This is a genomic window from Snodgrassella sp. B3088, from assembly GCF_026535815.1.
In the GTDB taxonomy this organism is placed as follows: Bacteria; Pseudomonadota; Gammaproteobacteria; order Burkholderiales; family Neisseriaceae; genus Snodgrassella; species Snodgrassella alvi_E.
On record NZ_JAFNPG010000008.1, the window covers coordinates 23,723 to 43,865 of the forward strand.

Annotated in this window: 14 protein-coding genes; 13 read left to right on the top strand and 1 reads right to left on the bottom strand. The window is 41.9% G+C overall.

Annotated features, from left to right (window positions below):
* Positions 1–165 precede the first annotated feature (165 nt).
* From J3U75_RS06115 to J3U75_RS06175, 13 genes are all read left to right on the top strand, one after another.
* On the top strand, positions 166–2,517 hold the full coding sequence (locus J3U75_RS06115) for a penicillin-binding protein 1A (protein WP_267391057.1): 2,352 nt from the start codon (positions 166–168) through the stop codon (positions 2,515–2,517).
* A 339-nt stretch (positions 2,518–2,856) separates the two neighbouring features.
* A complete protein-coding gene (gene ppk2 / locus J3U75_RS06120; RefSeq protein ID WP_100151997.1) occupies positions 2,857–3,789 on the top strand; it encodes a polyphosphate kinase 2 in 933 nt (310 codons plus the stop codon).
* A gap of 167 nt (positions 3,790–3,956) precedes the next feature.
* Positions 3,957–5,210 carry a glutamate-5-semialdehyde dehydrogenase gene (locus J3U75_RS06125; protein WP_267391187.1) on the top strand — a complete coding sequence of 418 codons (1,254 nt, stop codon included), beginning with the start codon at positions 3,957–3,959 and terminating at the stop codon, positions 5,208–5,210.
* Between the two features lie 238 nt (positions 5,211–5,448).
* Positions 5,449–6,303, top strand: a complete 855-nt coding sequence (gene htpX, locus J3U75_RS06130; protein ID WP_267391058.1) for a protease HtpX — start codon at positions 5,449–5,451, stop codon at positions 6,301–6,303.
* A 799-nt stretch (positions 6,304–7,102) separates the two neighbouring features.
* The gene (locus J3U75_RS06135; protein WP_267391059.1) at positions 7,103–8,290 is read left to right on the top strand and encodes an acetylornithine/succinyldiaminopimelate transaminase; all 1,188 of its coding nucleotides are present in this window, start codon (positions 7,103–7,105) and stop codon (positions 8,288–8,290) included.
* The gene (locus J3U75_RS06140) at positions 8,287–8,997 is read left to right on the top strand and encodes a Sir2 family NAD-dependent protein deacetylase (protein WP_267391060.1); all 711 of its coding nucleotides are present in this window, start codon (positions 8,287–8,289) and stop codon (positions 8,995–8,997) included. Before J3U75_RS06135 ends, J3U75_RS06140 begins: the two co-directional genes overlap by 4 nt.
* A gap of 96 nt (positions 8,998–9,093) precedes the next feature.
* Positions 9,094–10,026, top strand: a complete 933-nt coding sequence (hemC, locus tag J3U75_RS06145; RefSeq protein ID WP_267391061.1) for a hydroxymethylbilane synthase — start codon at positions 9,094–9,096, stop codon at positions 10,024–10,026.
* Positions 10,023–10,754: a uroporphyrinogen-III synthase gene (locus J3U75_RS06150; RefSeq protein WP_267391062.1), complete on the top strand. Its 732-nt coding sequence runs from the start codon at positions 10,023–10,025 to the stop codon at positions 10,752–10,754. Before hemC ends, J3U75_RS06150 begins: the two co-directional genes overlap by 4 nt.
* Positions 10,755–10,805: 51 nt before the next feature.
* A complete protein-coding gene (locus J3U75_RS06155) occupies positions 10,806–12,191 on the top strand; it encodes a uroporphyrinogen-III C-methyltransferase (protein WP_267391063.1) in 1,386 nt (461 codons plus the stop codon).
* Positions 12,188–13,390: a heme biosynthesis HemY N-terminal domain-containing protein gene (locus tag J3U75_RS06160; protein ID WP_267391064.1), complete on the top strand. Its 1,203-nt coding sequence runs from the start codon at positions 12,188–12,190 to the stop codon at positions 13,388–13,390. Before J3U75_RS06155 ends, J3U75_RS06160 begins: the two co-directional genes overlap by 4 nt.
* 60 nt (positions 13,391–13,450) lie before the next feature.
* Positions 13,451–14,515 (top strand): uroporphyrinogen decarboxylase, encoded by a 1,065-nt coding sequence (gene hemE / locus J3U75_RS06165; RefSeq protein WP_267391065.1) that lies wholly within the window; start codon positions 13,451–13,453, stop codon positions 14,513–14,515.
* Between the two features lie 200 nt (positions 14,516–14,715).
* The gene (gene cls, locus J3U75_RS06170) at positions 14,716–16,209 is read left to right on the top strand and encodes a cardiolipin synthase (protein WP_267391066.1); all 1,494 of its coding nucleotides are present in this window, start codon (positions 14,716–14,718) and stop codon (positions 16,207–16,209) included.
* A 363-nt stretch (positions 16,210–16,572) separates the two neighbouring features.
* Positions 16,573–18,666, top strand: coding sequence for a TonB-dependent receptor (locus tag J3U75_RS06175; RefSeq protein ID WP_267391067.1), 2,094 nt, complete (start codon positions 16,573–16,575; stop codon positions 18,664–18,666).
* Between the two features lie 69 nt (positions 18,667–18,735).
* Here the strand turns inward: J3U75_RS06175 and J3U75_RS06180 are convergent, their stop codons facing one another.
* Positions 18,736–19,839, bottom strand: a complete 1,104-nt coding sequence (locus tag J3U75_RS06180; protein ID WP_267391068.1) for a Tim44 domain-containing protein — start codon at positions 19,837–19,839, stop codon at positions 18,736–18,738.
* Positions 19,840–20,143 lie beyond the last annotated feature (304 nt).

Genomic DNA, 20,143 nt, shown 5'->3' on the forward strand with positions numbered 1-20,143 from the left:
ATTTATTTTGAAATTATTCAGTTTCATGAAAGGGCTTTCTGTCTGTTTATCAAACGGGTGATGAAGTGCTTAAAACTCAAATTTGTATGTTGCTAACGAAATGAAGAACAAAGTTTACTTTATTTTGAATATGTTTCGCAGCCTTTAAATGAAAATTAGTTGATTATGATTAGAAAATTATTGCTATCTACCGTTGGTTTGTTTGTAGGACTGGCGCTATTTGCTGCTGGTCTGGTGGCGATTGCAATTATGGTAACTTATCCTAAATTGCCTTCTCTAGAAGCTGTAACTCATTATCAGCCGAAAATGCCACTTACCATTTATTCTGCTGATGGCAAGCTTATGGGGCAGTTTGGTGAAGAACGACGTGCTTTTACTCGTATCAATGATTTTCCACAAGTACTGAAAGATGCTGTTGTTGCAGCTGAGGATAAGCGGTTTTATGAACATGGTGGTGTTGACTTTATTGGCATTAGCCGTGCGCTTATTTCTAATCTAACTGGTGGTGTGCAATCTGGAGCCAGTACTATTACTCAGCAGGTGGCTCGCAATTTTTATCTTACTAATGAGCGTACCTATACGCGCAAGTTCAATGAGGCTTTGCTGGCCTATAAAATTGAACAAAAACTGACTAAAGATCAGATACTGGAACTTTACTTTAATCAGATTTATCTGGGGCAGCGAGCGTATGGTTTTGCAGCTGCTTCTTTGGTTTATTTTAATAAGCCTGTACAACAATTAGATTTGGCAGAGGCGACGATTCTGGCCGGTTTGCCTAAGGCTCCTTCTACTTTTAATCCTGTTGTAAATCCACAACGGGCTAAAATGCGTCAGCGATATATTCTGAATAATATGGTTGAACTGGGCAAAATTACTCAGGCTCAGGCTGATGCCGCTTATGCTGAACCATTAAAGTATGTGCATTATCAGCAGGCTATAGATCAGAATGCTCTTTATGTCGCTGAAATGGTACGTCAGCAGATGTATGAAAAATATGGTGACGCGGCGTATACCCAAGGATTCAAGGTTTATACCACAGTAAATTCTCAGGATCAGGCAGTAGCTACTCAGGCGCTGCGTAAGGTATTGAACAATTTTGATAGAGGTTCTGCTTATCGGGGTGCTGAAGGCTTTTTTGATTTAAGCAAAATTCCAGATGATATTCGCGATGAACAGATAGAGCAGTATTTGGCCAATCGCTCAGCGGTGGATGGGATGCTACCGGCTGTGGTGACGGCTCTGAATTCCAATTCAATAGTAGTTTATATCGCTGGTGTGGGAGAGATGCGCATTGGTGGTAATAGTTATAACTGGATAAAGCGTGCTATTAACAATGCTAAATTGGGTGAAGCATCTGTACGTGTTGGTTCGGTAGTGCATGTGCATAGAGAAGGTAATAGTTATCGTGTTGTGCAGCAGCCAGAACTTCAAGGTGCAATTGTTGCTTTAGATGCTCAGACAGGGGCAATTAAAGCACTTGTGGGTGGTTATGACTTTTACCGCCGCAGTTTTAATCGTGCCACTCAGGCAAAAAGGCAACCTGGGTCATCATTTAAACCGTTTATTTATTCTGCTGCTATTGCTAAAGGTTTTACGCCGGCTACGATGGTTAATGATGCGCCGATTGTTTTGCCAGGTATGGGTAATGGTGGACGTGCATGGGCACCAAAAAATTCGGATGGACGCTATGCTGGATTTATAACACTGCGACAAGCATTAACTGCCTCTAAAAATATGGTGTCTATTCGTATTTTGATGGCAATGGGAGTGGATTATGCCAGACAGTATGTGCAGCATTTCGGTTTTAGGCCAGACCAGATTCCCAACAGTTTGTCGATGGCATTGGGTAGTGGGCAGGTAACGCCAATGCAAATGGCTGAAGGCTATGCAATTTTCGCTAATGGGGGATACAAGGTTTCCAATTATGTGATTGACCGAATTTATGACAGTCGTGGTAATTTGCGCGCGCAGATGCAGCCGTTGGTGGCTAAACAGAATGCTCCCATGGCTATAGATCCGCGTAATGCATTTATTTTGTATCACATGATGATGGACGTGGTTAATCATGGGACTGCTTATAGTGCTCATGCATTGGGACGCAGTGATATTGCGGGTAAAACAGGTACGACTAATGATAATAAGGATGCTTGGTTTGTAGGTTTCAATCCGAATATAGTTAGTGCGGTATTTATTGGTTATGACCGTCCACGCAGTATGGGACGTTCTGCTTTTGGTGGTACGATTGCAGTGCCAGTATGGCTTGATTACATGCGCTATGCGTTAAAAGATAAACCGGTTGTAAATACACCAGTACCTGCCGGAATTGTTCAGAAATCCGGTGAATTTTATCTGAAGGAATATCAGACAACTAATCCTGATCTACCACTGGATAATCGAGCTGACGGGCCGATTACGCCAAAGCAGGGAAATAGTAATAATGATGGAGATGATGATGGTGCTGAAATTCCAGTTGTTCCGCAGTCAGGTAATAATGGCCAATTAGATTCTCTTTTCTAAACGATATTAGATAAAGATATTTATTAATAAAAACGGGTAATCTGTACAGATACCCGTTTTTATTGAATATATTTTTGAAAAGAAAACTTAAATTTAAAAATTTATTTGTTATCTGGTTGAATTAGATTTTTTTATTATGGAAATGAATATTTGAAAATTAGAATTTTTGAAATTACAGTGGTTTTTAGTTGTCATAGTTGTAATAGACTAAGGTTTTATTAATCTATGACATTTTGTTTGGTAAGCAGAGTGTACATTGAGTTACAATACTTATACAGATTATCACATTTCTTAAAATGAAAATTTGGCTTACTCTGAGCCATATAGGAAAGGAAGAATATGAGTGAGCAGATACTAAAGCCTGAACAATCCTCTGAAGTGAACAATCAGGATAAAGACACTAAATTAAATGTTTTTGAAAAAAGTGTGCTGGAGTATCGAGGAAAACATTCCGATGAAGATTCGTCTTCAGCACCTTTGCCGGCTAGTTATCCATACCGCACTCGGATGCGGCGGGCTACTTATGAGCGTGAGAAAGCCAGATTGCAAATTGAGCTGTTGAAAGTGCAAAACTGGGTTAAGGAATCTGGTCAGAAAATTGTCTCTTTATTTGAAGGTCGGGATGCTGCCGGTAAAGGGGGGACAATCAAGCGATTTATGGAACATCTCAATCCGCGCGGTGCCCGAGTTGTAGCGCTGGAAAAACCGACTGAAACTGAAAAAGGGCAGTGGTATTTTCAACGCTATATTGAGCGTTTGCCGACAAGTGGTGAGATGGTTTTTTTCGATCGATCTTGGTATAACCGTGCTGGTGTGGAAAGAGTAATGGGTTTTTGCCAGCCACATGAATATTTGCAGTTTATGCGTCAAACACCAGAATTGGAACGTATGTTAGTCAACAGCGGGATTTATCTGTTTAAGTTTTGGTTTTCTGTTTCTAGAGAAGAGCAGTTGCGTAGGTTTATTTCTCGTCGTGACGACCCGTTGAAACACTGGAAACTTTCGCCTGTTGATATTCAGTCTCTGGATCGCTGGGATGATTATACGGCAGCTAAGAATGATATGTTTTTTCATACGCATACCGGTGATGCACCCTGGACGGTTATTAAATCCGATGATAAAAAACGAGCCCGTCTGAATTGTATTCGCCATTTTTTGACTGAACTTGATTATCCAGGTAAGGATACCAATGCCATTGGTGCTGTTGACCACTTAATAGTGTTGAGGCCACAAACCAATTTTAAGGATTCTACCGATACACATATTGATTAGTTCTATTATGTGTGCAGGGTTCTATTAGCCTGATAATTTTTACCTATCATGTGGATTTCAGGGTATATGCAAGGGTAGTTGTAATTGGGTAAATGTATTCTTTGTGATTTTATATGAGAATAAGAATGATTTTAGTGTTTTTTTCTGGAAAGTAAATTCACGTGGAATTGACCGAATATATTACTGAAACGGCTAAAGCAGCTAAAGAGGCTTTTTATTCTCTGACTAGAGTTTCTGCTGCACAGAAAAATCAGGCTTTAATGCTGATTGCTAATAATCTAGCTGCACAACAGCACCTGATTCTTGCAGCCAATGAAGCGGATATGAAGGCAGCACGTTTGCAGGGATTGGATGCTGCTTTACTTGATCGCCTGCATCTGAGCAATCGTAGTATTGATGCGATGATTGAAGGTGTTCATAAGGTTGCTGCACTGCCTGATCCAGTAGGTGAAATGGATGATTTTAGAACTCTGCAAAGTGGTATCACGGTTGGTAAAATGCGTGTTCCGCTTGGTGTAATTGGCATGATTTATGAATCACGCCCGAATGTGACGCTGGATGCGGCGATTTTATGTCTGAAAGCAGGTAATAGTTGTTTATTACGCGGCGGGAGTGAAGCCATTAATAGCAATAAAGCTATTGCTGCTGTCATCAATTCTGCTTTGATTGAAACTGGAATACCCCAAGCAGCTGTTAATCTGATTACTGAGACTGATCGGGCAGGTGTTGATGTGCTGCTTAATCTGCCGGAATATATTGATGTGATTATTCCACGTGGCGGTAAAGGACTGGTGCAAAGAGTGAAGGAAAAATCGCGGATACCGGTAATCAAACATCTTGATGGTATTTGTCATGTCTATATTGATGCTTCCGCTTCTGCAGAAATGGCAATTGATATAGCTGTAAACGCGAAGACTTCGCGCTATGGTACTTGCAATACTATGGAAACCTTATTGATTCATACTAGCCAAGCAAAAAAGTTATTGCCTTTACTACAGCAAAAGTATGCTGAGAAAAATGTTGAATTACGTGGTTGTGCGCAAACTGTGCAGATTTTGAAGGATGATGTTTTACCGGCTACTGAGGAAGATTGGTCTACTGAATATTTGGCTCCAATTCTGTCTATAAAGGTAGTAGACAATATTGAAGACGCTATAGAGCATATAAATCATTTTGGCAGCCATCATACTGATAGTATTGTAACCAATGATTTACTACATGCTCAGCTTTTTCTGCGTGCTGTAGACTCTGCTAGCGTTATGCTGAATGCGTCTACTCGTTTTGCAGATGGCTACGAGTATGGTCTAGGGGCGGAAATTGGTATATCTACTGATAAAATCCATGTACGAGGTCCAGTAGGGTTGCAGGGGTTAACCAGCCAGAAGTGGATTGTTTTGGGACATGGAGAGGTACGTATTTAGGGATTAGTCTGTTTTAATCATCGCTATATTCTTTTGACTTGAATGTTTCTTTCTCTATACAGAATGTCGCTTTTCAAAGTTGAATTCGTGAATTAAATCATTTCTTTAATTTTATATGATAATTTTTGTTTGTGACTTCTGATTTATAAACTGTTTGTTTCAAGTTTGGTATTTAGATTTTTATATGTCAATATTATATTGTGCTGATTAAATTCTGCAGAAATTAAAAGGGCATAATGTGAAACGCATTTTATTGTTTATTGCTACAAATCTAGCCGTTATTATCGTTATTAATATTGTTCTGAACATCTTATGTGCATTTTTGGGTATTAGGCTTAACAGTAATACGACCAGCAGTTTGTTGTTAGTGGCAGCTGTAGTGGGTTTTACCGGTTCGTTTATCTCTTTGTTGATGTCAAAATCGCTAGCTCTTGCTTCGGTCGATGGTCAGATAATCGGTCAACCTCAAAGTGCTGCAGAGGCATGGCTACTAAACACTGTAGCCCGGCTGGCAAATCAGTGGAATATTACTATGCCGGAAGTGGCGATTTATGATTCTCCAGAGCCCAACGCTTTTGCGACTGGTGCTACTAAAAATAGCTCACTGGTCGCGGTGAGTACTGGTTTGTTACATGGTATGTCTCAGGATGAAGTAGAAGCTGTGCTGGCTCATGAAATGGCACATATTGGTAATGGTGATATGGTGACAATGACATTGTTACAGGGTGTGGTAAATACATTTGTGTTTTTCTGGGCACGCCGTATTGCAGATGTTATGTCCAGAGATGAAAATGGAGAAGTGTCTCAGGGAGCCTACTTTGCAATAAGTCTGATTTTGCAGATTATATTTGGTTTTTTGGCCAGTCTAGTTGTGATGTGGTTTAGCCGTCAGCGTGAGTATCGGGCAGATGCAGGTGCAGCACGTTTAGTGGGTGCACCAAAAATGATCGCTGCTTTGCAGCGGTTAAAAGGTGAAACCAGTCAGTTGCCGACTGGTATGTCTGCTCTGGGAATTGCCAGTGAATCGGATGACTCTTTGTTTAGCACCCATCCAACGTTGGATAATCGAATTAATCGTTTGCGCCAAATGTGAAATCTGTATTTTTATAAGTAGACTGCTTTAAATCAACCTCTTATATTTATTTTGTGCAAAATGCTAGTAATTATTTTGAAGCTAAATTGCTGAGTACTATTACAAATAAGGTTCATTAGAAATTAGTAATAGCCGATTTATACTGAAGCCATAGGTTAATTGAAAAAATAGTTTGTGGATTTATGATTTTTCGGCTTTTTATAAAAAGTATTTATAAGTTTCTGATCGAATATTTCCCTTATTTGTTCCAGTCTTAGATTTATAATCAAGGTAATTCTGAACACGGTAGTGATAAATAAACAATTTCTTCAGAATATTCTTTTAAAAATGCACTAGTTCAAACCTTTGTAATTGACTAATAAATCTGTTTTTAGTTTTAAGAATTTAGCTATAAGAGTTATTCTGGTTTTATGAATAACATATAAGAATTATGATTTATTTGGTACTTCAAATTTGATATTTATTTCAAATTTTAATGAGTTATGATTAATTTTTCTGTCTATTTTGATGAGGGTTTTTGTCTTGATAGATGTTATGGAAATTAGTTATCTAAATAGTTTTTTGCATAAAACTTATGATTAATGCTGAACATATAAGTTTAGGAATTTGAAAAATGTTCGCATTTTATCTCTTTGCTTTCTATAAGCTTATTCTCAAACTAATATTTTATTCAGGTTAATCTTTACTGAATCAGTTGTTGGTATGTTTTCTTATTTGTTCATCAGGTTTATGATACATTGAGATAGCAGAACTTGATGACTTCTGATTATGATAAATGTATATATTAATAGAGAGAAATATGCATAATTATTTAACACCGAATTTTAGTTTTGCACCTATGCTGCCTATTCGTGCTGAAGGTAGCCGTGTTTGGGATGATAATGGGCAGGAATACATAGATTTAGCAGGTGGGATTGCTGTAAATGCTTTGGGTCACTGCCATCCGCTTCTGATTAATGCGTTGATGGAACAGGCACATAAGTTATGGCACATTTCCAATATTTATACCACCCAACCGGCACAGAATTTGGCTGAGCGTCTGGTAAAACACACATTTGCTGAGCAAGTATTTTTTTGTAATTCTGGCGCAGAAGCCAATGAAGCTGCTTTTAAACTGGCCCGAAAATATGCGCGTGACCATTTTCCTGATACAGGAAAACACGAAATAATTGCTTGTATTAATGGATTTCATGGTCGTACGCTTTTTACTGTCTCTGTAGGCGGTCAACCCAAATACAGTAATGATTTTGCGCCCTTGCCTGCTGGTATCCGGCATATTCCGTTTAATGATGTTGCTGCTATTGATGCAGCGGTCAATGATAAAACCTGTGCGGTAGTTATTGAACCGATTCAAGGTGAAAGTGGTGTATTGCCTGTAACTGAAGCTTTTTTGCAGGCGGCTCGTCGTGCCTGTGATCGTCATCAAGCTTTGTTGATTCTCGATGAAGTGCAAACGGGGATGGGACGTACCGGTAAGTTGTTTGCACATCAGTATTATGATATCCGGCCGGATATTGTTTCAGCTGCTAAAGCACTGGGTTGTGGGATTCCTATAGGTGCTATGTTGACAACAGAAGGTGTTGGCCGCAGTTTTACGCCTGGTAGTCATGGCAGTACCTTTGGTGGTAATCCGCTAGCGTGTGCGGTGGGCTGTGCGGCATTTGATATTATAAATACGCCTGAGACCTTGCAGAATGTTTTGCGGCAAGGTGAAAAATTGAAGAAAGGTTTGCAGGAATTATCTGATGCATCTGGTGTGTTTGCTCAGGTAAGAGGACAGGGCTTATTGCTTGGTTGTGTGATGTCTGATAAGTACAAAGGACGGGCTGCGCAATTAATGCAGTTGGCTTTGCAGCATGGCTTGCTGGTTTTGGTGGCAGGTAATAATGTCTTACGTTTTGCACCTAGTCTGCTATTGACTGATACTGATTTGCAGACTGGCTTGCAAAGACTAAAAGCTGCAATTAAAGCTTTTGTGCACATATGAGTAAGTTTTCATCTGTAGGCCGGCATAAAATTGTTGTGTTGACAGGTTCGGGCATCAGTGCAGAAAGTGGTTTGCAGACTTTCCGTAATCATGGTGGATTATGGGATGGTGAAAAAATTGATGATATTGCTACACCTGAGGCTTTTGAGCGCCATCCTGAACGAGTATTAGAATTTTATAATCGTTTAAGGCGGAAGTTGCTAAGAGCTCAACCTAATACGGCTCATCTAGCATTAAAAAATCTGGAAACAAGATACAATGTTAATATTATCACGCAGAATGTAGATGATTTGCATGAGCGTGCTGGTAGTAGTCATGTACTACACTTACATGGTGAACTCTTAAAAGCAAGAAGTAGTGTTGATGAAAATTATATTGTCGATTGTTTTTCAGATCAGACGCTGGAAGATAAGGATAATCATGGCTTCCAGATGCGGCCGCATATTGTGTGGTTTGGAGAGACTGTGCCGATGATTGACTCTGCCATTCAGCTAATGCGTTGTGCTGATATAGTTATCATTGTTGGCACATCTTTGCAAGTATATTTGGCTGCAGGTCTGTTTCACTATGCGGCACGATCTGCAGAAATTTTTCTGGTTGATCCTCAACCACTTGAAGGGTTGCAGAATATACAAATCATTCGTGCATCTGCTCAAGCTGGTGTAAGTAGTCTGGTTGATGAGTTATTGTTACGTACTGAAGCTTGACTTTGAATACATATTGGGTTGTGTAAGTAAATGCAGCTTAATCTACAGTTAATGCTAAAATTTATATTTTAATTTTTTGGTTTTATGTGTCTTGGTATGAAAAAAAATAATCTGGTCATTGCTAGTCGTGAAAGCGCACTGGCTATGTGGCAAGCACGACACATACAGCAGTGTTTGCAGGTGCTTTATCCTAATATATCTATCACTATTCAAGGTATGACGACAAAGGGTGACCAGATACTAAGCCAGTCTTTGTCTAAAATAGGTGGTAAAGGACTGTTTATCAAAGAGCTGGAATGGGCATTGCAAGCAGGAACCGCCGATATTGCGGTTCATTCACTTAAGGATGTACCTATGGAGTTGCCAGAAGGTTTTGTTCTGGCTGCTATAACTGAGCGGGCTAATCCTTTTGATGCTTTTGTTTCACAACAGTATGCCCATCTGTCGGAATTGCCAGAAGGAGCCATTGTTGGCACATCTAGTCTGCGCCGCGAAGCTCAGCTTCGGTTGCACTATCCGAATTTACACATAAAACCTTTGCGCGGTAATGTGCAGACCCGCCTCAGTAAATTAGATAAACAAGAATATGCAGCTATTATTCTTGCTGCTGCTGGTTTGGAACGTTTGGGTTTAGATCATCGTATCCGTAGCATTTTGCCGGTTGAAATTTCCATACCTGCGGCTGGTCAAGGTGCACTGGCAATTGAGGTGGCTTCTCACCGGACTGATTTATTACACTTATTGCAGCCTCTTCATCATGCAGTTACAGCGGCTTGTGTGACGGCAGAACGAACCATGGCAAAGTTTTTGGGTGGTAGCTGTCAAGTCCCTCTGGCTGCTTATTGTGTTGAAAGCTCTGGTACGCTTGAATTGTTTGGTTTGGTTGCTTCTGTTGATGGAAAAACGGTGCTGCGTGCTAGCGCGCAGGCTTCTATGAGTGATGCGGAACAACTGGGTTTAAACGTGGCACAAAAATTAGCCAGTTTGGGCGCCAGAGACTTGATTAATGAAGTGCTGTCCGGTCAATGATTACTCATCCCAGCATTGTATTGATGCGTCCGCGACAGGCTGCGGCTGCTGATATAGAAAGCTGTATTCGTGCTGGATGGCAGCCATTATTAATGGAGTATCAGCAGTTGCTACCTTTTGATGATATCTTGCAGCAGCTGGCTGAGCGCAGCTTGAAACAAGATGTCATTGTGTGGGTCAGCCCTAGCGCAGTGCACATTGCTGCCAAATATCTTGTTCAGTCTGATAATGTAGTGCATGTGGCTGTAGGCGCAGCTACAGCAAAAGTGTTAATTGCTTCTGGTTTTAAACAGGTTGTTTATCCGCTTGATGGCAATGATAGTGAAGCAGTTTTACGTTTAGCCATATGGCATCAGCAAAATGGAAGGATGATGCTGATTAGGGGTGTTGGCGGTCGCGAATTGCTGGTTGACAAGCTAGGTCAGCAAGGTTGGCAGGTTGATCTGGCTGAAGTATATGAGCGCCAGCCACAGCTGCTTAATTGGTCTGTATTGAGGCAGCCACTTGAAGAAAAGCGTTTAAAGGCTGTTTATATGACGACAAGTGCTGCTGTAAATGCGTGGTTTTCGCAGATGCCGCCAGATTTGTACGCAATTGGCAAAAGCTTGTTATACTTAGTTCACCATCCACGTGTGGAAGCAGCGCTGTCGAGTTATGATGTCGCTACGATGCTGGTATCGGATTTACAGCGTGGATTGGAAATTTTGCATTCAGACAGTACAGTGTGATAGTTGTTCTGCTGAGCTGTTGTCCCAATTATCGTGCAGGGAGTATACCGAATGAGTGAACAACAAGATACGCAGTCTGGTCAGTCTCCGGAACAAGGTAAGCAGCCATTGTTGGTGAATACACAAGGTGAAGTGCGTGTACCTCCTGAATCGACTACATCCGCGGCAGCTGAACCTTCAGATAAACAAAAAGCCGGCACCCATCAAACTAAAGATTTTCAAAAAAACAACACAGGATCAGGAATGTCTGTACCTCAAGAAACCAGCCGGCCAGCTGCAGTGAAACAAGTATCTGGTACGGGTAAGGGAATAGCACTGGGTGCTTTGGTACTGTCGATACTGGCATTGGGTGCCAGTGGATTTTTATTCGTTGAGGGGCAAAATCTGCTGAAAAATCAGCAACTTCAATTTGATCAGAAAATCGAAAATGCAGGTATTGGTGCCAGTAAAACCGCAGCTACAGTGGAAACAAGTTTGGCACGGGTTGATGAATTGAGTAAGCAATTGCAAGATTTGCAAACGCAGCAGAAAACGCAGGGTGAAAATGTTGATCGTCTGACACGTGCTTATCAGGAGCTGGTAAAAAGCCGTACTGATTGGCTGGTTGATGAGATTGAGGCTACACTAAATCTGGCTGCGCAGCAGTTGCTGATATCGGGGAATGTTCCGGTGGCTGTAAATGTGCTGGAAAATCTGGATAGTCGTTTGGCACGTTTTGACCAACCTCAGTTACTGCCAATTAAAAAAGCCATCAGCAGTGATCTCGAAAACTTGAAAGGTCGTCCATATCTTGATGTGGCCAGTGCCTCTCTCCGTCTAAATCGTCTGGAATCTGGCGTTGCAGGCTTACCTCTAGTCGTTGATAATCAGTTGCAACCCAATGTTTCTTCTGGTACGGCAACTATTAATCCAAATGCATCATGGTGGCAGCGTACGTGGCAAGCTACACTGCATTCGCTAAGTAGTATGGTAGAAGTTCGGCATATTAATCATAATGATTCGATGTTAATGTCGCCGGAACAAATTTATTTTGTACGAGAAAATCTACGTCTGCGTTTGTTGGATGCGCGTATTGCGCTGATTCAGCGGCGTAGTGAGGTTTATGCCGCTGATTTGAACACAGCCGAGGCCACGGTTAAACAGTATTTTGATGGTAGCTCTGCGGCGACACAATCTTGGCTTAAAGAGCTGTCTCAACTGAAAATGTTGAATGTTCAGACCAATCAGGACAGTAATCTTTCTGCAAGTTTGGCAGCAGTGCGAGATTATCAGCATCAGGCTGGTATGGATATGTCAACTGCGTTGCCAGATTTTAGTGCTTCTAGTGCCAGCAGTGCTTCTGCTGTGCCCGAAACTCATTCAGCAAAAGCAGCCAGTGCGGAAAGCGCTAAAAATGCAACAGCAGCTTCTGCCGTGCAGGGAGAACATTCATTATGAGATCTTTGTTATGGTTGATTATACTATTTATAGTGGCTGTAGCTGTGGTACTGGGTGCCAAGTATTACAGTGGTGATGTTTATATTGTCGTAGAACAGACGTTGATACGGATTAATCTGCAGCTCTTTATCGGTATGGTGCTTTTGACGGTGGTAATGCTGTATATTTTGCTGCGCATTGTTATGGGTTTTGTGCATCTCCCCGGCCATTGGCAACATTGGCGCATAAATCATCAGCGCCATCAGGTTGAAACGGCCTTGAATCATGCTGGTTTGGCTTATTTTGAAGGACGCTATCAGTTTGCTGCCCGAGAGGCTGAACGAGTGCTGCGCAATAAACAGGGTCAGCATAGCCGATCACTGGCTTTATTGCTGGCTGCTCACAGTGCAGACCAAATGGATGATATGAGTACTCGAGACCGCTATTTAAACGAGGTGGCCAAGCTGCCCGAAAAACAGCAACTCTCACGTTATCTGCTGCTTAGTCAATCAGCTCTGGCTCAGCACAATGAGCAGCAGGCAAAGAGTGCATTGGATGCTGCGGCCAAAATCAATCCGAATTTAACTCAGCTTGTGAAACTACAACTACGCTATGACTGGGATCAGCATGATGCACGAGGAGTATTGCAGCAAGTGGATAAGCTGAGCCGTGCAAGTGCATTAAGTGATAGTGAACAGCAGCAATATAGATATTGGGCTTACCGGCAATTACTGGCTGAAGCCAAAAATCCTGTTGAACTGAAAAATAGTCTTAAATCAATACCAGTGGACGAACAAGAAAGCTTGTTGAGTGCAGATATAGTAGAAAAGTATTTACAGCTAGGGATGTACACACAGGCTGTGAAATGGGTAAAGAAATATTATCCACGTAGTCATGATGCTGCATTGTTACCAGCTTTTAATCACGCTAATCAGTATTTGAGCAGTAAAGAACAGCAAAAAAATATGATAGCAGCGGATAAGTGGTTACAACAGGAGCCACAGAATGCGGATTTGTTATTGCTGATGGGTGAGATGAGCTACCAGCAGCAATTATGGGGTAAGGCGAAAAATTATTTAGAAGCGAGCTTGCAAGCGAAAAGCAATAATGTGACCAGATTATTGCTGGCAAAAGTGCTGGAGCAATCGGGTGAAAATGAGGCCGCAGAAGAGCAGCGTACTCAGATTCTGTCCAGTATCAGTAATGATGATGAGTTGTAATTTTTTATTTTGATTTTACAGGCAGTCAGTACATTTTTTGCTGACTGCCTGAGGTAGATTATGGCAGTTTTACATAACGATACTTTTTTACGAGCTTTATTGAAACAGCCAGTCGAGTACACGCCAGTATGGCTGATGCGTCAGGCTGGACGTTACTTGCCTGAATACCGCGCTACTCGCGCCAAGGCTGGTAGTTTTCTGGCGTTATGCCATAATACCGAGCTGGCTACAGAAGTCACATTGCAACCACTGGAACGCTTTGCACTGGATGCGGCGATACTTTTTTCAGATATTCTGACTGTACCTGATGCCATGGGTCTGGGCTTGCACTTTGTGGAAGGTGAGGGGCCTAAGTTTATGAATCCGCTTCGGCAGGAGCAAGATGTACAGCGGTTGCATGTACCGGATATGCAGCGGTTGCGCTATGTGTTTGATGCTGTAAACAGTATTCGGCGGGCTTTAAACGGACGTGTGCCATTGATTGGTTTCAGTGGTAGCCCGTTTACATTGGCCTGCTACATGGTTGAAGGTAGCGGTAGCCGAGATTTTCGTTTATTAAAAACTATGATGTACCAGCGGCCGCAGTTATTGCATCATATTCTGGATATCAATGCACAATCGGTTAGTCTTTATTTGAATGAGCAAATCAGAGCGGGCGCTCAGGCTGTGCAGATTTTTGATACTTGGGGCGGTATTCTCAGTGATGCAGCCTTTCAGGAGTTTGATTTACGCTATCTGCAACAGGTGATTTCTGGCTTGCATAGAGAAGCAGATGGCCGGCAAGTACCAGTAATTGTGTTTACTAAGGGCGGTGGGCAGTGGCTTGACCAGCTGGCTGATTTGGAAATCGAAGCTCTGGGGGTGGATTGGACTGTAAATTTACATCGGGCACGTGAGTTAGCTGGTGATCGAGTAGCTTTGCAGGGAAATCTTGACCCGTTGGCATTATTTGGTAATTCTGAAAGTGTTGAATGTGAAGTGCGTCGTTTACTGACCGATTATGGTAAAGGTAGCGGTCATGTGTTTAATTTAGGACATGGAATTAATCAATATACTGATCCAGAAATGGTAAAGTTTGCTGTAGAAGCAGTACATAATTTGTCAGCTCCATATCATCAGATTTAGTCATCACTAGATACTGACAACTACGGGGCTCATACAGTTTTCAGCTAAATTACCTTAATGTATAGGCAGGCACAGGAAGTGATGATTCCGGTACCTGCCAGATTTTTGTCTGGCTGTTATTTTATTTGCGTATTCATTCTTTGTTGCTTTATTTTTATAATTAATCTTTTTTTGTGTTTAAGAACAACAGGTCAGCTTTTATGTTACACAATATTCCTTGGGCAGAAATTTTTGTTGTTTTACACGTGGTGGTGGTGACTGTTCTGATGGTACGAGTGTTGTATCACCAGCGGAATACAGGTGTTTCTGTTGCTTGGATATTAATGCTGATGGCGTTTCCTCTTGTTGGTGCTGTGGCCTATTTGCTGATTGGTGAACCCAGACTAGGTTCGCGCCGATTGCGGCGCCAGCGGGAACTGGTGAAGTTTTATCATAAATTCAGTGATACCTATCTGCATGATTTCAATCAGCATGCTTGTAGTGGTCTGAATGAGCGTTATCATGGAATCAGCCTGATTGCAGCAGACAAAACTGGTTTTGAGGCTACTGAGTACAATCATCTAACTTTGCTGACACATGATGAGGAAATTATTTCTGCTATCCGCCACGATATTCAGCAGGCCAAAACGAGCTGCCTGCTGGCTTTTTATATTGTTGATCCTCAGGGTGTAATTGTCGATTTGCTGAATGATGCTATGGCGGCTGCTCAACGAGGTGTAGTGACCAGTATGCTGGTGGACAGTATTGGCAGCGCTAGATTCTGGCGTAGTGACTGGCCGCGGCGATTACGCAGTGCTGGTATTACTTTGACAGAAGCGTTACCTATACAGCTGTGGCGTACATTTTTTGTCCGTGCTGATTTGCGTAATCACCGCAAGATTGCAGTAATCGACCAGAAAATTGGCTATACCGGTAGTTTTAATCTGGTGGATCCTCGGTTTTTTAAAAAGAATGCTGGTGTCGGGCAGTGGGTGGATGTGATGATGCGCTGTAAAGGCAGTTTGGTTCAGCCACTAGCTGCTGTGTTTGCCGGTGATATGGCTGTAGAGACCGAATCTAATTTGATGCAGGTACAGCAATGGGTAGACAGCTATGGCAAACAAGCTCTAATGCAAAATTTGCAGGTTGCACAAAAAGAAAAGACCGGAGTGGTAGTACAGGTAATTCCATCAGCACCTGAACAGGGAAGTCCGGTCATTTATGACACGATTGTGAACGCTATTCATGCCGCGACACGCCGGATTATGATTACAACCCCATATTTTGTACCGGATGATGCTTTGCTACTGGCACTGACTACAGCAGCTACTCGAGGGGTGGAAGTAACCCTGATTGTACCTGAGGCTGTAGATTCGAAACTGGTTAAATATGCTTCTCGAGCTTATTATCCGATGTTGCTTCAGGCCGGTGTTAAAATTGCTTTGTTTAAAGGTGGTTTGTTGCATGCTAAAACACTAACTGTTGACAGTGATTACACGCTTTTTGGAACGGTTAATATGGATATGCGCAGTTTTTATCTGAATATGGAAATTAGTCTGGCCATTTATGATGAAGGTATGACGGAAACGATTGTTGCTTTACAAAACGGCTATCTACGTGATTGTGAGTATATTGAACTTAAAGCATGGCAGGCGCGTTCCAAATGGTGGGGACTAGTTGAAAATTCTGTGCGTCTCGTCGGCCCATTATTGTAGCGGTTTGTGAATGTATACAAAGCTGTCTGGTACAAACCGGCAGCTTTTTTTATTAGCTGATATTGTAGATGCAGTCTGTGCAGAAAAAACTTCAGGTGTGAGTGAGAACAGTTAGTAGCTTGAGTAATCAATGTTTACTGATAAGCTGCTGTTATTAATATTTTTTAAATATTTTTTTGCTTTGATTATTATTTTTGTCAATATTTACAGATAAATAGCTGCTTATTTTATGTCTATTTCAGAATGTATAAATATTTCTGTTATATTTATGTATCTTTGATTTAGGAAGTAAATATTTACAAATAATATTTGTTTGAAAAATTTGCTTTTTATATATATTACTTATTCCAACATTTGATAATTATGTCTTACACACACTTGAAGAAATTGGTTTTGTCCCTGTCTATGTTGCCTGCTGTTGTTTATGCAGAAGATAAAGATAATGCGCAGTTGCCAGATATAGAAGTAACTGCTTTACGCACGCATGCATCGTGGCTGGATACAGCAGCATCTGTGCATACCGTTAATGCCAGAGCGCTAACTGATACACCTAAAACGAATATTTCCGATGCCCTAAAAGGGATTCCGGGTTTACAAGCTCTGGAACGGGAAAATTATGCTCAGGATATGCAAATTTCGATGCGTGGTTTTGGCGCGCGTTCAACATTTGGGGTGCGTGGTATTCGCATATACGTTGATGGTATTCCAGCTTCTATGCCAGATGGGCAAGGGCAGACTTCTAATATAGATTTGAACTCTTTAGATAAAATAGAAGTGCTTGGTGGTCCTTTTTCATCTCTGTATGGGAACTCCTCAGGAGGAACAATACTGGCAACTACCCGTGAAGGCGAAGGTAAGCCCAGTGTTAGTCTTGGATTCAATACCAGTCGTTTTGCTAAGCAGCAAACTTCATTTCAGTTGCAGAGTGGGAGTGAATCAGCGTACCTACCAGCCTATAATATCAGCTCTAATTATTTTGATACCAATGGATATCGCGAGCACAGCGATGCACGGAAGGTACTGAATAATGCTAAATTTACATGGAATCTGAATGATGGCAGTACGCTGAATTGGGTGCTGAATCAGGTACGCATCAGAGCGGCTGATCCCGGCGGACTGACACGTGAACAATGGCAGGAGAATCCGCGCCAGATTGCTCAAAATGTCAGGGATTACAACATGCGTAAGGAAATTGACCAAAGCCAGACTGGTTTAACTTGGGATAAACCCATTAATGAGCATAATAGTCTATATGCAATGGTTTATGCCGGCCGTCGTCATGTAGTGCAATATCAGTCGATTCCGGCCAAGGCGCAAACCGCTCCTAAGCACGCAGGAGGCGTGATTGATTTTACCCGACATTATTATGGAGCCGATTTGCGTTGGCTAAACAAAAACACTTTGCCCAATCTCACTCTTATTGGGGGAGTGGCATTTGACCGTGAGAATGAAGACCGGCAAGGATACAATAATTTTAACGGCAGCCATCTGGGGGTGAAGGGTAAATTGCGTCGGGATGAGTACAATACTTTATGGAATCTCGACCCATATATGCAGTTTTCGTGGCGTTTTGTGCCGAAATGGCATGTGGATGGAGGCTTGCGTTATAGTAACGTACATTTTAAAACGCAGGATCATTATCTAGCTAATGGCGATGATAGTGGAGCACTGCGTTACCATAAATTATTGCCCAGTATTTCGCTAGGCTGGGATTTCCGGGATGATGCGGCTGCTTATATTGCCTATGGCAAAGGTTTTGAAACGCCTACTTTTACTGAAATGGCTTATCGGCCAGATAGTATGGCCGGTTTTAATTTCAATCTTAAGCCTTCTACCAGCGATACTATTGAAGCAGGACTGAAATTTGACCAGCAATGGGGAATATTTTCTGCAACAGCATTTCACACTGAGTCACATAACGATATAGTCTCAGCTGTATCAGCCGGAGGCCGTAGTACATTTCGTAATGCTGACCGTACCAAAAGATATGGCGCAGAGTTAGGCTGGCAGAAAACACTGTGGCAAAATTTGGAGGCGCGGGCTAGCTACTCATATATTGATGCCAAATTTGATAGTGATATACCGGCGCTAGGAAAAGCAGTTGCTGTGCGTAAGGGAAATAAAATACCGGGAGTAGCACAGAATCAATTGTATTTTGGTTTGCAATGGCAACCGAAGCAAGGATGGCAAGGTGGTATGGATGTTCGTTATATGGATAAAATATACGTTAATGACAGCAATACGGATCATGCCCCTGGTTATGCGCTGGCATCTGCCAATATTGGTTATGAATGGGCTTATCGAGGCTGGACATTAAGCAGCTACGCACGTGTTGATAATCTGTTTAATCGACGTTACGCTGGTTCGGTGATTGTCAATGATAGTAATGGCCGTTATTTCGAACCCTCTCCTAAACGGACTTTCAGTACTGGTCTTAATATTCGCAAAGCTTTATGATAAAAAAGCACTGATTTAATCAGTGCTTTTTTCTTAAACGGCGTAATTTATCTTACGCAATGTTCTCAATTAATCCTGCTGAATTCCGGCTATTAACCATTCTTGCTGATTACTAAGCGGTTTGACAAAATGCCAGACTTCGCTGAACGGTCGCTGAGGGCTGCCCAGATTTTCACTGACTAGTCCACTGAAGCGTACGCTGGCAATGTACTGACCATTTTCCTGTGTGCTGTCTACCAGTTCGGCATTGAGGTCGCTGAATTCGGCCGTATCCTGATTCTGGATAATATCGTCGCGGATGGCGGCAAACATTTCAGGTGTAAAGTAGCGTCTAATTTCTTCCAGATTCGAGGCATTATTCATGGATTGCACATGATTAAAACGTTGCCGTGCAAAGCGAAGAAATGCTTCAGTATTGCTGCCATCAGCCATACCCGAAAAATTGTTTGGCATGACAGAGCTATTGTTGCTTAGATTTTGACCAAATATGTTGGTACGGGCACTATTACTGCTATTGTTCTGAGTGCCGAAATGATTGCTGTTTTGCTGAGTATTGTAAGGTATATTGCCCTGATTATTTTTTTTTGCTGCAAAACGGCGATACAAATAGACTCCGCCAATCACAATAATGAGAAGCCATAGCCAGCTAAACCCGCTTTTTTTCTCTGGCTGCGCCATTTGTGTCTGCTGATTAGCCTCAGGGATGGTCTGATTATCAACATTATTAGCCGCATTATTGTAATCACTTGCAGGGGTAGCGTTGGTGGTAGCAGGTTGCTGCTGGTTGTGGTTTGCCATAGCATGGCCGGCTAATGCACCAATTGCTGCTCCAGCAACACCGGCACCAATGACTCGTGCAGTACTGTTTCCACGAGGCTGAGCTTGATTGGCGTAACCATTCTGATTATTACCGTATCGGTAATCATTGCGTCCAGAATTTGAATAAGAGCGTGACATACCTGCATTATTACCTCCTCCTAGACGGCTAGACGAAGAATTTGCATAATTGCTGCGGTTGTACTGGTAGGAAGGGCTGCTATACGTGCTGGAATAGCTGGATCGTGACATACCACGGTTTCCTCCGCCTCCAATGCGTTTGGCTTCTGCTAAAGGGCTCAAGGTAAGGCTGAGGATGACAGCTGAAGCAATGTATCGTAGTTTTCGATTGTCCATTATTTGGATACTTTCATATCTTGAATATTAAATTTAACTTTACTGTACATAGCGTTGAAAAATAAGATTTCAAGCAAAAAAAACAGCAATATTTAAACTATTTTACGGTTTAATGGTAGCTTTTGCGAATTGCACTCGGCATTTTAGCGAAAAATAACTAGCATGGTATGATGAACTTAGGCGTTAAAGAGGTTTGGATTGAGTTTGTTAAACAGCGCTCACCTGTGAAGAGTTTTGCAGCTTGCTGTTATTTATTTGATAAAAATGGGGATATCTTGATTAGAAGGATTGCTGGTAGATGAAT